Raw genomic sequence first — 18,250 nt, 5'->3', positions numbered from 1 at the left:
TTTGGAAAACACAGAATTAACAGCCTATAAAGAGTTGGTGGCTAAGATACCCCAACTCAAAAAAGAAATAGCTAAAGTCATCGTCGGTCAGGAAACAGTGATCGAAGAAATCATCATTACGCTTCTGGCAGGAGGACATTGCCTCTTGGAAGGTGTGCCAGGCTTGGCAAAGACCCTGATGGTTAATTCCCTTTCTCAGGGGATGGAGCTGAACTTTAAGCGAATTCAATTTACGCCGGATTTGATGCCTGGAGATATTTTAGGCACTGAAATACTTGAGGAAGACCACGAGACAGGGAAGAAGTTCTTCCAGTTCAACCGAGGCCCAATCTTCGCCAATATGGTGCTGGCTGATGAGATCAACAGAACTCCGCCTAAAACCCAGGCTGCGCTTTTGGAAGCCATGCAGGAAAAAGTGGTGACCTATGGAGGACAGCATCATCCGTTGCCAGCTCCATTTTTGATTATAGCGACACAAAATCCCATAGAACAAGCCGGAACCTACCCGCTGCCCGAAGCACAGCTAGATCGCTTTCTTTTGTACATCAAACTAGGCTATCCCTCCGAGCAGGAGGAACTTGATGTGTTGGAAAAGACGACGGGTACTTACAAGGGAAAGCCAGACGTAGTATTCACCGGTGCAGATATCCAGAACTTGCAAAAGCTTACAAGAGAGGTTCATATTGATTCTCAATTGCTGGTTTATATCAATAAGTTAATTCGAGCTACACGGCCTGATAATTCAGAAATACAGTCAGTTATAGATTATGTAGAATGGGGTGCAGGAACCCGGGCCGGACAGGCATTGATTCTTTGTGCCAAAGCCAGAGCCTTGGTGAAAGGACGCTATTCGGTCACTCCCGAGGATATCAAAACACTTGCTTTTCCAGTCTTAAGACATAGACTTTCCCTGCATTTCCGGGCAGAAGCAGAGAATATTCAGCCTGACGCAGTCATCACGAAAATCCTCGAAGCGCTCCCAATCCATGCAAGCAAGTAATCTGGAAATCATCAAACTCAATAACCTCAAGCTGGCCGCCAAGATCATCAGCGAGCAGCTCAAGAATGGTATTCACCTGGGCAAGCGGGTGGGTGCTGGTTCTGAGTTTGAGCAGTACAGGTATTACGAGCCAGGAGACGACCCCAAGCGGATCGACTGGAAGTACTTTTCCAGATCCGGCAAACATATGATCAAGGAATCGCAGACTGAAAGCCATTTGCATATCCGTATGATGCTTGATCTGTCTGGATCGATGAACTATGAGGAAAATGGAATTAAGCGCTTAGCATACGCTAAAAACCTGCTTGCCTCCCTTGCTTACCTGGCGCATCAACAGGGCGATTCCTTGAGTTACTTCACCTGCCAGGATGGAAGGGTAGAGCAAAAGGTCTCAGCATCTCCCAAAGCGTTTCAACGGATACTTTATTTTTTGGAAGGGGAGACTGCGGCAGGTTCCTGGCCTGTGACGAAGCAGGAGTTTCCGGTTTTGAAAAGCAGGCAGAAGGAACTGATAATTCTGGTTTCTGACTTTTTGCAAAAGGACAATGAATGGCTGGAGATAGTAGAGCAAATGCGCCATCCCAAGAAGGAGATCGTGCTATTCCAGGTCTTAGGAAATCAGGAAGTGGATTTCAGTCTAAAGGGTAATTTCACCCTGAAGGATTTGGAGTCAGATCGCTCAATTATATTGGATGGAAAGGCGATAGAGAAAAACTATAACGATTCTATAAATACTTATTTATCAGAATTTAAAATGTTATTACTTCTACCTCAGGTTCATTTGATTCAAGTACGATTGTCGGATTCTATCGCTGAGGTGATCAGTGAGTTTTTATCCCAAAGATCCCTATCCTGATGCAGTTTCTCCAACCTATATTGCTCTGGGGTTTGCTCGGAATCAGCATCCCATTTCTTATCCACTTATGGCGGGGGAAAAAGGGAACACTGCTGTCTTGGGCAGCGATGCACTGGCTTCCCACTCAGGAAAGTTCTGTTGCAAACGGGATCCGTTTGGAGAATATCCTCGTGCTGATTCTGCGGATTCTTATGCTTGTGTTATTGGTGTTTCTGTTAAGTCAGCTCTTTCTTCCTAAGCTCAATGAAGCAGCTGAGGCACGCATCATTCACCTTGTGCAACCTAGCAATCAGGTCACGGAGGAATATAGGTTTGAGATTCAGCAGGCACTGGAAAAGGGTGAAGAAGTCTTCTGGGCCGACGATGTACTTTCACCAATTGAGTCCATGGAGGAGCTGAATTCAACCCAAAAGAAGTTGAGCCTTCAGGGATCTCTTGACCAAGTTCCTTCTGAAGCCACTGAGCTAAATCTGTATCTGAGTAATTCTAAAAATGCGTTTGGTGCTGCATTCTTTTTGAGCAAAATCAAGCCTAAACTCCATCTGGGAAGTTCTGAGTTAGGAAAGTCTCAGCCCCAATCATTGGCCTTGGATGGAGGGAAAGTCCTTCAGGCAAATAAGCAAGGCCTATTAGATTCCCTTCCAAAAGGGCAAGATATGACTTCGTCAATGAGCTTAGGAAAAGAGCAATTTGGATACTTCCTAGCGGAAGGTAACTCTTCAGAGCGAGTAGTTATCCAGGCTGCTTTTGAGGCTATCAATGAGGTTTATGGATTTGAATTTGTAGAAAAAGAGCAAGTTGAAAAGGCGAAGCTGGTGTTCGATAGCGAGCTTCCAGCCGAATCTAGGGGAGATAAACTCTACTTTATCTCAGGTAATCATTCATTTTCAGAACAAGCAAACTTACTCACTTATTCGGATCGATTGGATTTTGAAGCCTCAGAGCAAGTGCAGACTGGTAGGCTTCCAGAGTTGATTTTGGAGGAGTTTTTGGCATTTTCAGGTATTGAGCAGCAGGATGTGAAGTTGAGTTATGCTCAAGTTGAGCGTAGGTTTTTGGTTCAAAGCGATAAAAGTCAGAGTAAAAAAGCTAACCTCAATTTGTTGCTTTTAGGGCTGTTTTTAGGCTGTTTTGCTGCTGAGAGATACTTTGCAAACCAACAAGGGATATGAGCAGGATAGAGCAATATATTGCCAAGATTAAGCGGCAGCTGACAATCCAAGCAGGTGTAAAAGCCCTACTTGCTGGGCTGGCACTGGCTGCATTTGGGCTTGTTTTCACCTCATCCGTTCTCGCTTTGAGTTTAGTAGCCCCGCTGGGCTTTCTGGTATTCGCATACTTTTTGGGCTTGTTTGAGACGAAGCGTACGCAGGCAATTAAGCTTCTCCATGAGCGATTCCCGGAACTGGAATTCAGCTTGGAACTCCTTTCCAACCCTTCAAAAAACATAGCAGAACAGCTGCAATGGGAGCGGGTGAATGCTTCGTTTCAGGGGGGAGAAATCCAGCTTTGGCACAAGAATACCTGGCCTTTCATGGCAGCTTTATTACTTGCAGGTGGAGTTTATGGGCTATCACTTTTGAGTTTGCCGGGTGAAGAATCACCTGTGAACCTGTCTAGTTTGCAGGATGAAATGAAAATGATTTCAGTAGCAGAAAGAACTGTGGAGATGACATCTTCGGAGATTTCCATTACTCCTCCAAGCTATTCTGGACTGCAAAAAGTGGTTCAATCTACACTTGATTTACGTGCTTTAATAGGCTCTGATATAGAGTGGGTTATTTCCCTTTCAAATAGTGATGATTTGACAGTGGAACTGATCAATTCAAATGGGGATGGGCTGGAGTTTTCGAAACAAGGAACTCAGTTTGTGCTTCGTGATCGGGTGAAGGGTTCTGGCATTTACGCTATCCGGGCAAGCAGGAATAACGAGCTAGTCTATGAGTCGGATTATCATCCCTTGGAAGCAGTGTTGGATTTGGCGCCAGTTATCCAACCGGAGGGCAAGGAACTATACACCTACCATTTTACCCAAGACCCAAAAATCATTAATGTGAAGGCAAAAGTCTCCGATGATTTCAAGGTGCGGGAGGTTTTTCTGGTAGCTACATTAGCCCGGGGCTCGGGGGAGAATGTGAAGTTTCGGGAGAATAGAATTCCGATTTCTAGCCGCAATTTCAAATCTAAAGACCTCTCAGTTACCCTTGATTTGAATGCCTTGGACTTTAGGCATGGGGACGAACTGTACTACTATTGGGCAGCTGTTGACAATAAAACTCCCGAACCGAATTTTTCACGAAGTGATACCTACTTCATCAACTATGTGGACTCGGCAGGGATGACGGAGGAAGAACTGATAGGAATGGCCATTCATGTGATGCCGGATTATTTCCGCAGTCAGCGTCAAATCATCATCGATACCCAAAAGCTTTTGGAAGATAAAAACAACCTCACAGATCGGGAATTCAATGTGAAGTCAAATGAAATCGGATATGATCAGAAGATGCTGAGGTTGCGGTACGGACAGTATTTGGGCGAGGAATTTGAGGAAACTGCTGGTGGTGCGCAGGTAGAAGGCGACAGCGAAGACTTGCTCGAGGGATATATGCACAAGCACGATGAGGAGCACGAAGCGGGAGTTACCGCAAACGTACTTTTGCCGGCCCAAACTCAGGAAACTCATGTGGAAGAAGAACATCATAGCTCGGAGGATGACAGTGGCTTAGGGGGCTTGCTGGATTCCTATTTGCATAATCACGATGACGCAGAGACGAATACCTATTTCGAAGAGTCTACCAAAAGCACACTGAAACTAGCCTTGGAGCAAATGTGGCAATCGGAGCTGTACATGCGGCTTTTTGAGCCGGATCAAGCTTTGCCTTATCAGGAAAAAGCACTGGAATACCTGAAAACAGTTCAGCAAAAATCCCGGGTTTATGTGAAGCGCACAGGCTTTGACCCGCCACCGATCAAGGTGGAGGAAAAGAGGCTTACAGGTGATTTGGAGGATTTGCAAACTCAAATTGAATTGGAGCAAATCGCACTGGAAAATCGTCTGGCACCCCTTGCAGCTCAGGTTTTGGGACTGTTGCCGAAGCAGCAACTATCAGCCGTAGATAAGGCTGCAGTGCAGAAATTGGGAGAACTCTGGACTGCACGGATGAACTATTCCGGTTTGGACGACTGGTCGCTGCTTTTGCAGCTGCAGGAGTTGAATTCCGGAGAAATTAAGGATGAAGGGAAAAAGGAATTGTTTCAAAAATTATATCCTTTGACCGCCCAAAGTGAAGGTGCGAACGCGTCTTTTCTGAAACAAAAAGAACTAGAAAAAGCCTTTTGGAGCAAGTTGCAATGATTCAATTCGAACCTTTGATATCCTGGACTTGGGCTTGGCTGTTTGCCTTGGCAATTGTTGTGATCTTAGCTTTTCAGCTTTTCTGGATCGTCAAGACAGATCTGCCTAGGTCAAGAAAAGCGATTAAAAGTGCCTTGAATGTCCTGTTTGGACTTCTACTGATTGCTTATGTATTCCAACCCTATTGGTCTTCCGATAGTGCGGAAGAAGCAGTTTTAGTGTACTCTCCAGCCTATTCCAAAGATGAAATACGCATTTGGAAGGATAGTTTGAAGGTCAAGAATGTAGTTGAGCTTTCGAAGTTTCAAGGAGATGGAAACCCTGTTTTCTTACTAGGTTCGGACTTTTCGCAAACTGAACTTCTGAAAATCGGAAATAAGGAAATCCTCTGGATCAACGATTTTGAATCTGGTTCAATTTCTTTTCTCGAATGGAAAGGAATACTAAGAGAAGGGGAAATGCAGCATGTAAATGGGAGAATAGCCGCAAAAGATTCCTTGAAAATCTCTCTCTCTCAGGTAGGAGAAATCTTGGCTGAAGCGGTCACTGATCCTAATGAGAGTACATTTAATCTTGAGTTTCCAGCAAAAGTCTTGGGTAGAAATGAAATCAAACTGCTCGTCAACGATAGTCTGGTAGGCTCTGTGAACTTCTTTGTTCATGCATCAAAGTCTATTCAGTACAGCCTTCAGTTTTCATTTCCAGATGCTGAAATCAGGAATTTGACTCAGTATTTGATCAATTCAGGGGAGCAGGTGTGCGAGCAAATCGGGATTTCAAAGAATGCTGTCATTCGTTCAGGCGATGCAGAATCTGATTCCCTGCAGTTTCTTATTATCGATCCAGCCCAACTTTCTAAGAGATCAACCCAGGAGGCAATTGAAAAGGGAGCATCAGTTTTGGTAATGAATGGAAGTGATGCATCTAATGATGTGGCAGCTATCAATAAAGCCTTTGGAACCAACTTTTCCATAAATCGGATCAGCAGTGAAGAGAGTAGGGCGATAGAAGGAGATTTGGAAGCTTCTCCTTTTGAGTTTGAAGCTCAACTAGCCCAAAAGCGTCTTTTTGAAAATTCAGTCGCAATCCAGAATATAGGAAACTCAAAGATCGGACTTAGTCTTTTGGGAAAGACCTTTCCACTCAAACTGTCCGGAGATAGTGTGAGGTTTCAGGCTGTTTGGGAGAAAATACTGGGAGAGCTGAAGCCTCAAGAGTCGAGTGCTGTTTCTATGACTCAACCGGTATTTGAAGGTTTGCAAACTCTTATTGAGGCAAATCAAGTAGAGTTTGAGAAGGATTTTATAAGAGTTGAATCTGATTCAGTTTTTCTTCAGCAGTCACTGGTCAATCCTTTTTCCAAGTATGGAAGCTTTATCAGTCTGGATTCAGGATGGATTTCAGTAGGGGATAGTTTGGAGTTTTACAGTTACTCAGGTGATGAATGGGCTAGTTTGAAAGCTGCCAAGTTGAGGGCTGATTTCTTAAAAATGCATTCGAACTTGGGTTCAGTTGAGAAAGGCTATATTTCCCAAAAGAAGGTTTCAGCATGGATTTGGTTTGGTATGTTTTTGTTGATTTTGATCCTGATTTGGTTGGAGCCTAAACTGTTGAAGTAAGAATAGATTTTCATTTTTTGAGAAGTGGTTGCCATTTGAAAAGTTTTTTTTCCAAATTGTCTAGACTGCGACACTAAAATCCAGCCTAAAGAAATTGCTTTGAGTTTAAATTAAAGCTGTTAATTCATGAGCAGCTTAACCTTAAACAAATTTTACTATGAATAATTACTTCATAAAAGCGAGTCTCATTTTTGTTTTGATGACGCTGATTTCTGTGTCTTATGCCCAAAAAGCTGAGGTGTTTTCCCAAAATGACAAAGCAATCAAAGGCTATGACCCTGTTGCTTATTTCACGGATTCCAAACCAGTGTTGGGCAAGGATGAATTTAAGTTTACTCAAAATGGAGCAAATTGGTATTTTTCATCAAAGGAAAACCTGGAATTGTTCAAAGCCAATCCTTCCAAATACATGCCTCAGTATGGTGGTTATTGCGCTTTTGGATTAGCAGGAGGCTACAAAGCGCCAATATCTCCAGATGCCTGGACGATTGTGGATGATAAATTGTATCTGAATTACAACAAGAAAGTGCAGACAGACTGGACTGCAGATCGGGCTGAAATGATCAAAAAGGCTGACAAAAACTGGCCGACGGTCAAAAAAGATAAGTGATTGATAACGAATTCTAATGGTAGAGGGAATACAACTTGATTCACCAACAGCATCAACTAATAATTGGGAAAAAATGCCTGATCCCACGAGGATGTTCAACTCGTTTGAGTTTGGACATGCTTGGTGGTTTCATATCCCAATGTTTGTACTTGGAGTTTCCTGGGCTATTCGACTTCGAAAAGCTAATTTCTTTGCCGCAGCCAATCCCGCTTTAGAAAATGGTGGTTTGTACAATTATTCCAAATTTGCTGCGCAAAACCACTTTCCAAATGAGAATCTACCCAACACTTGTTTGATTCATTCTGAGGACAAGCTCGATTTCATCTGGGAAAAGGTCAACGGACAAGGCATACAGTTCCCTTTTATCATAAAGCCGGATGTGGGTGAGCGTGGAAAAGGAGTAAGGCTGATCTACCATCCTAATGAACTTGAATTCTACCTAAAAGAGCAGCCGAAGGATTCTTATTTGATACAGGATTTTATAGAGAAAGCTCAGGAATACGGGGTGTTTTTCTTCAAGCATCCTGTGAGTGGTGAGTTGAAGATTCCTTCACTTACACGAAAGATATCTCTTCAGATTGTTGGTGATGGGGTCTCTAGTCTGTCCGAATTGATCCAAAATCATCCCAGAGCAAGCCGATATCAGCATCTGATTCGAGTTGCTGACCCTGATTCAATTCCTTTCCTTGGCCAACTAGTTAAGTTGAGCGAGATGGGAAATCATTGCAAAGGAGCCGTTTTCCTTGATTACAGCGAATATATATCACCAGAAATGATTTCAGCTTTTGAAAAGGTTTTTGAGACTGTGAAAGGGATCAACTATGGAAGGCTGGATGTAAAAGTGGATGACTTGATAGATCTTTCAGATCCAGATAAACTTATCATTCTCGAAGTAAACGGCGCAAATGCTGAACCTATTCACATGTACTCGCCCGAGAAAAATTATAGGGCAGGGTTGAGGACGATCAGTTCATATTTTCGGACTATGGCAAGGATGTCAAAGTTAAATCTAGCTGGAAACAGAAGTCAATTCAAAAAGCGCGATACACTGAGAAGTCTCAGGGAGTATATGAAAAAGTGACTTTCTAAATAAAATTCAATAGTTTAATAGTTCATTTTTAGATGCAATAAATAGATACTATGGTAGTAAAGTTGAATTCGGAAGTTTTAGAAGAGTTATCAGATTTTTTGATTCAATTGAAATTGGAGGATTTTGCTGAATTTTCTCCCGTATTGAAGACTTCCAGTATAGGTCAGCATATACGCCATATTTTGGAATTGTACGAATGTCTTTTGACTCAATATGAGTTTGGGATTGTTTGCTATGATGATAGAAAGCGGGATAAAATGTTGGAAACTGATGTGAATCAAGCGATAGCCAAAATCAAGGGAATCCAGTCATCTATCCAATGTCCTGACAAAGAAATCCTGCTAAAAATGTCCGCTGGGTCAGATTTTGAAACAATACGAAGTAGCTATTTTCGAGAACTTTGGTACAACCTGGAGCATTGCATCCATCATCAGGCTATAATAAAAATTGCTTGCAATTCACTTGCATATATTTCCCTACCAGCAAGTTTTGGGGTTGCTAAATCGACAATTGACTATGTCAAAAGCTTGGAATCAAGCAATAATTGACATAGTCAGGATCGATTCTATTTTCAAAAGAAACTTACTTTCCCGTATAGACACCAAGCGAAGCCGAGGTGAAGCTTGATGACATTTGGCTACTGGTAGAATTGCGTTTATCCATATCTTGTTTTCCCCATAAAGCAAAACTCAAATATGTTTTCTGTTGAAAACAATCGATTAAATAGTAATTCCAAAACCATGCATCAAAACCAGCCTCAAACCCACATAGATCACCAAAACCGCAGTCAGACCACCCAGTATTCTTAGGTTAAACTTTTTATTGGACAGATAAGATCCTATACTGCCTCCCAGAACTACTGCTAAAACTAGTTTCCAGAGCAAGTCAGGATCTAATTGAAAGGTACCGGCAACTGTCAATCCGATTAGTCCCGAGATAGAATTGACCAAGATAAATATAGAAGCTAAGGCAGCGACTGTTCTTGGATTTGCCCAGTTGAGTAGGTTCAGCGTTGGGCTTAAGAAAATTCCCCCTCCGATTCCAGACACACCAGCTAGTAATCCCACACTTCCGCCCAACCCAAGCTTTTTTAGTAATGTAAACTCGTGGGAAACCAGTTTAGCCTGGATATACCGAAGCATCATTGCTGCCCCAGAGAGTATAAGAGAAGCCCCTAGAATCAGAAAGAAAACCTGCTGAGAAAGCCTCAATTGAGCTCCGAAATAGGCCAAGGGAATACTGGAAATCAGAAAAGGCCAGAATAATTTAAAATCAAATACTTTGTTTCTGATATAAATCAAAGTGCCAATTGTCACTACACAAATATTTAGAATAAGTGCAGTAGATCTAATCTCATAGAAATCTGTCAAAAAAAGGCTCATAATAGCCAAATAGCTCGACCCGCCGCCAAACCCGACAGAACTATAAAACAAAGCGATAATGAAAAAGATGATGGGTAGGTATTCTATAGTAACCATTCTAAAACAGAGGTGTAGGAAAAGATGCTGAGACAAAAGCGATGTTGTTTCTCAGCATTCAAACTCATTATGCGCTTTGAAATTGACCAAATTTTATGGGTATACCAACGCTGATCAAATTATCATAGCTTTTGAAGTTCACATTGTCAATCGTAAAATTGGCTATTACATCTCTGCAAAAAATACAATAAGCAAACAAAGGGTTATACAAATCGAATCATACGTTCTTTTTTTTCGAGGATAATTAGTTATTAATTTGTGGCTTCCTTCATAGATTCGATTTTTACAAGCCCATAGCCAGCAGCTTCAAAATTAAAGTATGTTATTTAATTCCATTGATTTTCTCATTTTTCTTCCGCTGGTATTCTTGGTTTATTGGCTCATTCCTGCGAAAAAAGTCTGGCTCCAAAACATTTTGATTTTAGTAGCAAGCTATGTTTTCTATGGTTGGTGGGATTGGAGGTTTCTCTTTCTAATCTTATTTAGCACCCTTGTTGACTTTTTTGTAGGCCGTGGACTTTCTAAAGAGCTTAGAGTAGGCAGGAGAAAACTGCTTTTGTGGATAAGTTTAAGTGTAAACCTCGGTTTTCTTGGTTTTTTCAAATACTACAATTTTTTCGTAGACAGTTTCGCTGATGCCTTTACCTTGATGGGAATGGCTTTTCAAGGGACTTCCTTACAAGTGATTTTACCGGTTGGAATTAGTTTTTATACATTTCAGACACTTAGCTATTCCATCGATGTCTATAAAAGGAAATTGCAGCCAACATCTGATTTTATTGCATTTAGCTCCTTTGTTAGTTTTTTTCCACAATTAGTGGCGGGGCCAATCGAGAGGGCTTCACATCTTTTACCACAATTTTACACACCTAGGAAGCTTACCTACCAGCTTATGGCTAGTGGGTTGAAGTTGATAATTATGGGCTTTTTCATGAAGTTGGTGGTTGCAGACAGGGCGGCGATATATGTCAATGCTGTTTATAATCATGTGCCAAATCATCAAGGAATCACTTTTGTGGCGGCTACCTTAATGTTTGCTTTTCAGATTTATGGGGATTTTGCAGGCTATTCTTTGATTGCAATCGGTACTGCCCGATGGTTTGGATTTGACTTGATGCAAAATTTCAATCGTCCTTACTTTGCGCGGTCAGTTGGGGAATTTTGGAAGAGATGGCACATCTCGCTATCTAGCTGGTTTAGAGATTATGTTTACATTCCTCTTGGTGGAAATAGGATATCAAAAATTAAATGGCTTACCAATCTCTTTTTTACGTTTCTTCTGAGTGGATTATGGCATGGCGCAAACTGGACTTTTGTTGTTTGGGGAGCGCTCAATGGCTTTTATTTGATTTTTGAAGCTGCTGTAGTCAAGCCTTCTAAAAATCGGTTTCTTGGAATTCTTTCCACCTTTATTCTTATTAATTTTTCTTGGATTTTCTTCAGAGCAAATAATTTGTCGGATGCATTTTTGATTGTTCACACTATTTTCACAAATCCTGGCAAATTATTTCTTCCAACAGATGCTGACTTTGTAGCGCCGATTTACGCAGGGATGGCTATATTTATTTTGCTCCTCATTGAAGGGAACAAGGAGATTTTCAAAAGTAAAATTTTGCTTTGGCCAATGAATCAAAAATGGCAGTCCATGCTCTATTATGGTTTAATTGTTATTGCCATTTTATCTTTGGGGATTTTTAATTCCGGTCAATTTATTTATTTCCAATTTTAAGAAATGGAAAAATCCGACATACTAAAAACCTTCAAATTTGGACTGCTTTTCACTGTTCTTGTTGTCCAGTTGGATTTTTCCATAGGCTTAGGTATGAAGCAACTCTACTTTTCCCAAAAGTCCGGAAAGTTCGCTCGCTTGACCACAACTATTTATGGAAATAGCTCTGAAATTTTGATCATGGGCAGCTCTCGGGCAAACAGGCATTATGTTTCAGAAATATTTGAAAAAGTCCTTGGCCAAAGTACTTACAATGCAGGGGTACAGGGGCAAAAATTGGTGTTTCAAAGAGCTCTTCAAAAAATTGTATTGAGTAGATATTTCCCTAAAACCATCATTTTAAATCTAGATGAGGAATGGCTGGAATACGATCAAGAAAATTATGAAAGACTGTCGGATTTGAATCCTTATTATTGGGACTTTAGAAATGAGCTGGAACCTGTTTTTAGTTTAGGTTCGAGTTTTGTAGATCTAAAATTATTACCTAACACCTTTCGATATAACTCTACCTTTTTGCATATCCTCAATTATTCCATATTCCCGCAGAGGGACTTTTTGGGTTACCGTCCATTATATGGTGGGGTCAAGGTGCTCAAATCTAAAATCCCCAAAAAGCCTAGCGAGAAGGCATTGGACCCGATTCTGGTAACACTTTTTAGAGACTTTATAGAGTCTGCTAAAAGGGAAAAAATCAATTTAGTTTTTGTGATTTCACCAGAATTATACAAAAAGACGCTCAATAATGATTCGAAATCTATGCTTACAATGAAAATGATAGCTAAAGACAATGAAATCCCTTTGTTTGATTTTAGGAATACTGAGCAATTTCTAAGAAAAAAGGAGTTATTCTTTGACGACATTCATTTAAATGATAAGGGATCGCGGATGTTTACAGAAATGACTTTGGACTCCCTTAAATCGCTAGATTTGAATGAATAAATTGTAACACTTGGCTTTTTTCATGATAATTAGTTATTGAAAAACCTCAATTTTAATACAACTTAAAAATCCACGTCCTTTGGGCGTGGTGATGTTCGTGGGGCCTAAGAGGCACGTGCGGTGGAGAAAAAATTGCGGTGCCCAGCAAAAAACTGGGTTAAAGCCATATCCTCCGGTTGTGGATATTCAGATTTTAGCAAATTTTTTACTCTTCTAAGTTTAAATTTGCCATCAAACTGTACCTAAACCAATATGTCAATTTTTAATACCCAAAAGCTGGCGAAGCTTTCTCTTTTTGCTGGACTAACAATTGCCTCACAATTATCTTTAGCCCAAACCAACGATACCATTCCCACTACTCAGCTTGGAGAAGTGATGGTGACTGCTCAAAAAGAAACCGAAGATCTTCAGAAAGTGCCTTTTGCCGTAACCAATATTGATGATAAGAAAGTGGAGGAAATGAACCTCTGGCAGACCAAAGATCTGCGTGGCTACATCCCAAACCTTTATTCTTCCAATCCCGGTGATAACAGAAACGTGATTTCTATCCGCGGTATCACGACTACTTCCTACGAACCAGCAGTGGCAACTTATGTGGATGGAGTGAATCAATTCGGGTTGGATACCTATTTCTTCCTGCTAAATGACGTGGAAAGAATAGAAGTTCTTCGAGGTCCACAAGGGACGCTTTATGGCAGGAATGCAATGGGAGGAGTGATGAATATCATCACCAAACCTAAATCTGATGAAACTACTGGCTTTCTTCGGGCAGATTTTGGAAACTATGGTTTTTCCAGATTTGCTGTAGGGTTAAAAACATCTGCGTTTTCAGATAAATTACACATTGGATTCTCATATCTGTCTGATAAATTAGATGGATTCTATACCAATCTTTTTGACGATAGCGATTTTGATAAGCAAAAGAATACGCTGATCTCAGCGAATATTAGTTATCTTTTTGCAAAAAAATGGGAAGCAATTTTAAATACAAAAACCAATTCAGGAAGAAATAATGGTCCATTCTCATTAGCTCCAGATCCTGATTCTGCTATCGAGAATCCTTTCGAGGTCAATCAAAATGCAACTACCGAAATGGTGGATGATAGCCAAAACATCTCTTTGGTAATCAAGAATACTGGACCAAAATTCAATTTCTCTTCTCAGACGGCCTTCCAGAAAAATTATCGATACTACAAAACTCCGATCGACGGGGATTTCTCGCCTATAGATGGCGTGTCTATTGTGAATGACTATGGAAAAGATTGGAATACAGTATCAGTTTGGACTCAGGAATTCAGGTTAGCTTCTGCGAATACGGGAAAGAAATTGAACTGGCAAGTTGGTTTCTTTGGCTTCACATCCGATGCTCCGACTAAGCAAGGTATTTACTTTGGAGATGATGCTGCTTTGGTAGGTTCACCGATCTCCAACTTCACCACGATCAATACCAATATTGCAAGTGGTTATGGCTTCGCTTTTTTTGGTCAAGCGACTTATAGCTTAACTGATAAATTGAAATTGACAGCTGGCCTGAGATCTGATTATGAGAAAAAGGAGTTGACAGTCTCTCAGGAGCTGGATTTTGGACAGGGCGATCCTATGGTGACACAGCCTGATACTACTGGGAATGTGGATTACAATGCCATTTCACCAAAACTCGCACTGGCTTATCAGTTAGCAAATACCAATGAAATTTATGGTAGCTACAGCCGTGGTTTCAGACCAGGCGGATTAACCCAGATAGGTTCGGATCCGAGCAATCCGCCCCTGTTTGCCTATGAACCTGAATTCTCCAACAATTTCGAGATTGGAAGCAAAAACTACTTTTTCAACCGCAGGATGAGAGTGAATGTAGCTGCATTCATCACAACCATTTCTGACGTTCAGGTGCCAGGATTGATCTTGCCAGATGCATTAGTGGTGACCCAAAATGCGGGTGATTTGACTAGCTCAGGTATTGAGTGGGAGATCAATGCGATTCCTACCAACAACCTGAGCATAGACTGGAGCTTCGGATATACGAATGCTACTTTTGATAAGCTGATACTTCCCGGTGAATCCGGAGAAGTTGATTTCTCAGGCAATAGACAGATTTTCACTCCAGAGTTTACCTCCATGGTTGCCGCACAATGGACTCCTCAGTTCTTTAATTCTAGTGAATTGACTTGGATGGTAAGAGGGGAGTGGCTGTATTTCGGAGAGCAGTTTTTCAATCTAGAAAATACCATCAGCCAAGATGCTTACCAGATCGCAAATGCTAAGTTAGGAGTTGTTTCAGATACCATGGAGCTTACATTCTGGGCTAAGAATATATTTGATGAAACGTACATAGATTATGCGTACAACTTCGGACCATCTCATCTGGGCAATCCAGCTACGTTTGGGATGACGGCTATGTATAAGTTTTAAGCTATTCTAGATGTCAAATTTCGAATAGCGGTTACAACGAAAGATAGTTGTCCTGCTGATCCCGAAGCTGGACTTGAATCCAAAAGCCTTTGAAATCACTCGATCTCAGAGGCTTTTTTGCAAAAATAATGAAACCATATAGGCACATAGAGAAACATAGAAGTTCGGTTTTCTCAATGTTTGGACTTTGATCTCTTTGTGACTTTATGGTGGGAATAATGTGATGGTTTGGAAAGGGATTTTTACAGGTAAAATAATAGAAGTCTGAAGACTTCATTATAAATGGTCCAAGTCTTCAGACTTGAACCAAGTTTAGCTAATAATACTAAACTGCGTCCTCTGCGTGTCCTCAGCGTCCTCTGCGGTTAAAACTTTTTACCTGAAATTCATCGTGAAGACCGTTCGCTCATTTGGAATAGAGGTTACTTCCAAACTGCCCTTGTGGAGATTCATAATTTGTCTAGAAATCGCCAATCCTATTCCACTGCCGGTCTTTTTCGTAGAGTAAAAAGGAACAAAAATCCGCTCCAGTGCCTCGGGAATAATTCCAGGCCCTGAGTCTTCCACTTGTATCATCAATCCCAAATCTCCCTGTCCAATTGAGGAAAGCCAGATCGTACGATCAGCTTGATTTTGAAGGGATTCAGAAGCATTTTTTATTAAGTTGATCAGGATCATGGTGATCTGATCCGGGTCACAGTGGATTTCCAGATCGACTGGATGGATCTTGGTTTCTATCTTTACCTCAGCCGATTTCAAATCCTCTTTCATCAAATTGAGCACATTCTCGAAGAGTTGGCTCACAGGCATGACAACTTTTTTTGGAGCTGGGATATTAGTGTAGTCACGGTATGCATTTACGAAATTCACCAGTCCTTTACTTCGATTAGCAATCGTGTCAAGACCTTCCTGCATGTCCATAAATCCATCTCTTTTGATCAGGAAACCTTCCTGCTGCACGTAGCTGTCCTCATCCAAAATGGTGCGGAGTGATTCCACCAAACTGGAAATCGGCGTAATGGAATTCATGATTTCATGTCTCAAAACCTTGGTCAGGTTTTGCCAAGCTTCCAGCTCGTTTGACTGAAGTTCTGCATTGATATTTTGCAGGGAAAGCAAAGTCCAGCTTTGTCCGCCCATCTTCAGGGAAGTAGATTGAATAATGAGATGGAGGTTCAGGTTTACCTTTTTGGAGATGCGCTGACCCGGTTTCATTTCCATTACGTCTTCCAGAAGTTTTGGAGAAAGCTTTCCCAAATCAGTGATGTCCCGAAACTGAGGGATCTGCAGCAAATGCTTCGCTGCGTTGTTGATTACACCGATTTTCCCGGCATCATTAAAGGAAATAATCCCTGTATTGATATGCTGAATAATCACCTGAAGGAACAACATCTGCTCTTCTTTTTCGGCTCGGGTTTGCTTGAAAACCTCCATCACTTCATTGAAGGAAGAGTTTACCTCCCGGAAGGAGTTACCCATTTTACTGTCAGAAGTGAAGGAACTGGAAAAATCTGCGTAACGAATGGAATCCAGAAAGCGGGCAAGCTTATGATTGATGGAGTTGACGTAATAGATCATTTCCCCAATCTGAATCACAGCAAGTAATCCTAAAATCCCGGGCGCAAGCCAAAGATCTTGGCTATAATAGAGCCAAAGCCCAAGATAAAGGTTGAGGATGATGCCAAAGATTCTGAGGCCTACACCAACCGAAAACCGCTTATAAACCATATTTCTCCAATCTCCTATAAAGTGATGAGCGGGTCAGCCCAAGCTCCTCTGCTGCTCTGGTGATGTGCCCATTGTGTTTTTGAAGCGCTTTTCTGATCAGAATCCGCTCTACATCCTCGATATTCAGATGCTCCAAACTTACCGATTCATCCTGACGCTCAGGCTGAGCCATTTTCTGCAAAAACAGATCCTCAGGTTGCAGCACATTATGATTTGACATGATCACAGCCCGCTCTATGCTGTGCTGAAGTTCCCGGATATTGCCAGGCCAGTGATACTTGGTCATTCGCTTCACCAGTGGTTCGGAAGCTTTTCGTATGTCTTTATTATACTTTTTAGAGTAAAAAGTAATGAAGTGATCTGCCAAAAGCAGAATGTCTTCCACACGCTCCCGAAGTGGGGGAAGCTGAATTTCTATGGTATTGATCCGATAAAGTAAATCCTGACGGAAGCCATTGTCATACACCATGTTATGAATCGGCATATTGGTCGCGGAAATCAGGCGGATATTTACATCCACCGGGCGATTGGCTCCTACACGGGTTACCTGTCTATTTTGAAGTGCTGCCAAAAGCTTGGATTGAAGTGCAAGAGGTAGGTTTCCTATCTCATCCAAGAAAAGTGTTCCCTTGTGTGCCTGCTCAAATCTTCCTGCACGGTCTTCCTTGGCATCCGTGAATGATCCTTTTTTATGTCCAAAGAGCTCTGATTCAAAAAGGGTTTGGGTAATAGAACCTAAATCCACCCCTACAAAAGCTTCTCGATTTCTGCGGGAATGACGGTGAATGGCACGGGCAATCAGTTCTTTCCCAGTACCATTTTCTCCCAAAATCAAGACATTGGCATCCGTGACCGCCACACGCTCGATAGTCTCAAAGACCTTCTGCATGGAATCACTTTGACCGATAATGTCCTTGAATTTATTGTCTATGTCCTGCTGCATGGTCTGCTTCTGATCCCGAAGCAGATCGACTTCCATTTTCTTTTTGCGCAGCTGCAAGGCAGAATTTAGTGTAGCAAGCAGCCGTTCGTTTTCCCAGGGCTTTAATACAAAATCAGTTGCACCTTCCTTGATCGCTTTTACTGCAAGGTTCACATCTCCATAAGCGGTTATCAAAACTACCACTGCCGAAGGGTCAAGTTCCAGAATCCGATCCAGCCAATAAAAACCTTCCTGACCTGAACTCACATCCTTGGTAAAGTTCATGTCGAGGAGAATCACATCGTAAGATTCATTGTGCGTGAGGATAGGAAGTAGGTCAGGATTGGTTTCCGTATCTACCTGAGAAAAATGTCGCTTTAGAAAAATCTTTGCTGCCTTTAATAGGTCCTCGTTGTCATCTACAATTAGAATTTTGCCTGTACGTTGCTCGCTCATAAGTAAAAGAAGTTGATCAGACGCGGAAAAATATCCGTCGTATTGTGCCCACTTGTTCC

14 protein-coding genes are annotated in these 18,250 nt (G+C 41.6%); 11 read left to right on the top strand and 3 right to left on the bottom strand.

Annotated features, from left to right (window positions below):
• The first annotated feature begins 1 nt into the window (after window position 1).
• The 8 genes from BM386_RS10915 to BM386_RS10880 all read left to right on the top strand — a co-directional run bounded on the left by BM386_RS10915 (window position 2) and on the right by BM386_RS10880 (window position 9,078).
• Window positions 2-1,000: an AAA family ATPase gene (locus BM386_RS10915; protein ID WP_091694474.1), complete on the top strand. Its 999-nt coding sequence runs from the start codon at window positions 2-4 to the stop codon at window positions 998-1,000.
• A complete protein-coding gene (locus BM386_RS10910) occupies window positions 987-1,856 on the top strand; it encodes a DUF58 domain-containing protein (protein WP_091693777.1) in 870 nt (289 codons plus the stop codon). Before BM386_RS10915 ends, BM386_RS10910 begins: the two co-directional genes overlap by 14 nt.
• A complete protein-coding gene (locus BM386_RS10905) occupies window positions 1,856-3,028 on the top strand; it encodes a BatA domain-containing protein (RefSeq protein ID WP_091693774.1) in 1,173 nt (390 codons plus the stop codon). Before BM386_RS10910 ends, BM386_RS10905 begins: the two co-directional genes overlap by 1 nt.
• Window positions 3,025-5,211: a hypothetical protein gene (locus BM386_RS10900; RefSeq protein ID WP_091693771.1), complete on the top strand. Its 2,187-nt coding sequence runs from the start codon at window positions 3,025-3,027 to the stop codon at window positions 5,209-5,211. The genes BM386_RS10905 and BM386_RS10900 overlap by 4 nt, the downstream gene beginning before the upstream one ends.
• Window positions 5,208-6,830, top strand: coding sequence for a hypothetical protein (locus BM386_RS10895; protein ID WP_091693768.1), 1,623 nt, complete (start codon window positions 5,208-5,210; stop codon window positions 6,828-6,830). Before BM386_RS10900 ends, BM386_RS10895 begins: the two co-directional genes overlap by 4 nt.
• A gap of 157 nt (window positions 6,831-6,987) precedes the next feature.
• On the top strand, window positions 6,988-7,440 hold the full coding sequence (locus BM386_RS10890; protein ID WP_091693766.1) for a YHS domain-containing (seleno)protein: 453 nt from the start codon (window positions 6,988-6,990) through the stop codon (window positions 7,438-7,440).
• A 73-nt stretch (window positions 7,441-7,513) separates the two neighbouring features.
• Entirely contained in the window at window positions 7,514-8,521 is a 1,008-nt protein-coding gene (locus BM386_RS10885; RefSeq protein WP_170857081.1) for a hypothetical protein, read from the top strand.
• A 59-nt stretch (window positions 8,522-8,580) separates the two neighbouring features.
• Window positions 8,581-9,078: a hypothetical protein gene (locus BM386_RS10880; protein ID WP_091693760.1), complete on the top strand. Its 498-nt coding sequence runs from the start codon at window positions 8,581-8,583 to the stop codon at window positions 9,076-9,078.
• Window positions 9,079-9,249: 171 nt separating this feature from the next.
• On the opposite strand, the gene BM386_RS10875 is transcribed toward BM386_RS10880, so the two are convergent.
• A complete protein-coding gene (locus BM386_RS10875; RefSeq protein WP_091693758.1) occupies window positions 9,250-10,008 on the bottom strand; it encodes a sulfite exporter TauE/SafE family protein in 759 nt (252 codons plus the stop codon).
• A gap of 319 nt (window positions 10,009-10,327) precedes the next feature.
• On the opposite strand from BM386_RS10875, the gene BM386_RS10870 reads away from it, so the two are divergent.
• The 3 genes from BM386_RS10870 to BM386_RS10860 all read left to right on the top strand — a co-directional run bounded on the left by BM386_RS10870 (window position 10,328) and on the right by BM386_RS10860 (window position 15,085).
• Window positions 10,328-11,737, top strand: coding sequence for an MBOAT family O-acyltransferase (locus BM386_RS10870; protein WP_091693755.1), 1,410 nt, complete (start codon window positions 10,328-10,330; stop codon window positions 11,735-11,737).
• Between the two features lie 3 nt (window positions 11,738-11,740).
• Window positions 11,741-12,676, top strand: coding sequence for a hypothetical protein (locus tag BM386_RS10865; protein WP_091693752.1), 936 nt, complete (start codon window positions 11,741-11,743; stop codon window positions 12,674-12,676).
• Window positions 12,677-12,928: 252 nt separating this feature from the next.
• The gene (locus BM386_RS10860) at window positions 12,929-15,085 is read left to right on the top strand and encodes a TonB-dependent receptor (protein ID WP_091693749.1); all 2,157 of its coding nucleotides are present in this window, start codon (window positions 12,929-12,931) and stop codon (window positions 15,083-15,085) included.
• A gap of 375 nt (window positions 15,086-15,460) precedes the next feature.
• Here BM386_RS10860 and BM386_RS10855 read toward each other — a convergent pair whose 3' ends face one another.
• Complete coding sequence (locus BM386_RS10855) at window positions 15,461-16,813, bottom strand: sensor histidine kinase (protein ID WP_091693747.1); 1,353 nt, start codon at window positions 16,811-16,813, stop codon at window positions 15,461-15,463.
• Window positions 16,803-18,191 carry a sigma-54-dependent transcriptional regulator gene (locus tag BM386_RS10850; protein WP_091693744.1) on the bottom strand — a complete coding sequence of 463 codons (1,389 nt, stop codon included), beginning with the start codon at window positions 18,189-18,191 and terminating at the stop codon, window positions 16,803-16,805. Before BM386_RS10850 ends, BM386_RS10855 begins: the two co-directional genes overlap by 11 nt.
• Between the last annotated feature and the right edge of the window lie 59 nt (window positions 18,192-18,250).

The sequence above is a fragment of the Algoriphagus locisalis genome (assembly GCF_900116615.1).
Classification (GTDB): domain Bacteria; phylum Bacteroidota; class Bacteroidia; order Cytophagales; family Cyclobacteriaceae; genus Algoriphagus; species Algoriphagus locisalis.
Note: the sequence above shows the minus strand (reverse complement) of the source record. Positions and strands in the feature narration are given on the sequence as shown.

Coding starts and splice junctions, on each gene's coding strand:
- BM386_RS10860 (WP_091693749.1), top strand. CDS start 12,929: ATGTCAATTTTTAATACCCAAAAGCTGGCGAAGCTTTCTCTTTTTGCT.
- BM386_RS10880 (WP_091693760.1), top strand. CDS start 8,581: ATGGTAGTAAAGTTGAATTCGGAAGTTTTAGAAGAGTTATCAGATTTT.
- BM386_RS10850 (WP_091693744.1), bottom strand. CDS start 18,191: ATGAGCGAGCAACGTACAGGCAAAATTCTAATTGTAGATGACAACGAG.
- BM386_RS10865 (WP_091693752.1), top strand. CDS start 11,741: ATGGAAAAATCCGACATACTAAAAACCTTCAAATTTGGACTGCTTTTC.
- BM386_RS10885 (WP_170857081.1), top strand. CDS start 7,514: ATGCCTGATCCCACGAGGATGTTCAACTCGTTTGAGTTTGGACATGCT.
- BM386_RS10910 (WP_091693777.1), top strand. CDS start 987: ATGCAAGCAAGTAATCTGGAAATCATCAAACTCAATAACCTCAAGCTG.
- BM386_RS10870 (WP_091693755.1), top strand. CDS start 10,328: ATGTTATTTAATTCCATTGATTTTCTCATTTTTCTTCCGCTGGTATTC.
- BM386_RS10875 (WP_091693758.1), bottom strand. CDS start 10,008: ATGGTTACTATAGAATACCTACCCATCATCTTTTTCATTATCGCTTTG.
- BM386_RS10895 (WP_091693768.1), top strand. CDS start 5,208: ATGATTCAATTCGAACCTTTGATATCCTGGACTTGGGCTTGGCTGTTT.
- BM386_RS10900 (WP_091693771.1), top strand. CDS start 3,025: ATGAGCAGGATAGAGCAATATATTGCCAAGATTAAGCGGCAGCTGACA.
- BM386_RS10855 (WP_091693747.1), bottom strand. CDS start 16,813: ATGGTTTATAAGCGGTTTTCGGTTGGTGTAGGCCTCAGAATCTTTGGC.
- BM386_RS10890 (WP_091693766.1), top strand. CDS start 6,988: ATGAATAATTACTTCATAAAAGCGAGTCTCATTTTTGTTTTGATGACG.
- BM386_RS10905 (WP_091693774.1), top strand. CDS start 1,856: ATGCAGTTTCTCCAACCTATATTGCTCTGGGGTTTGCTCGGAATCAGC.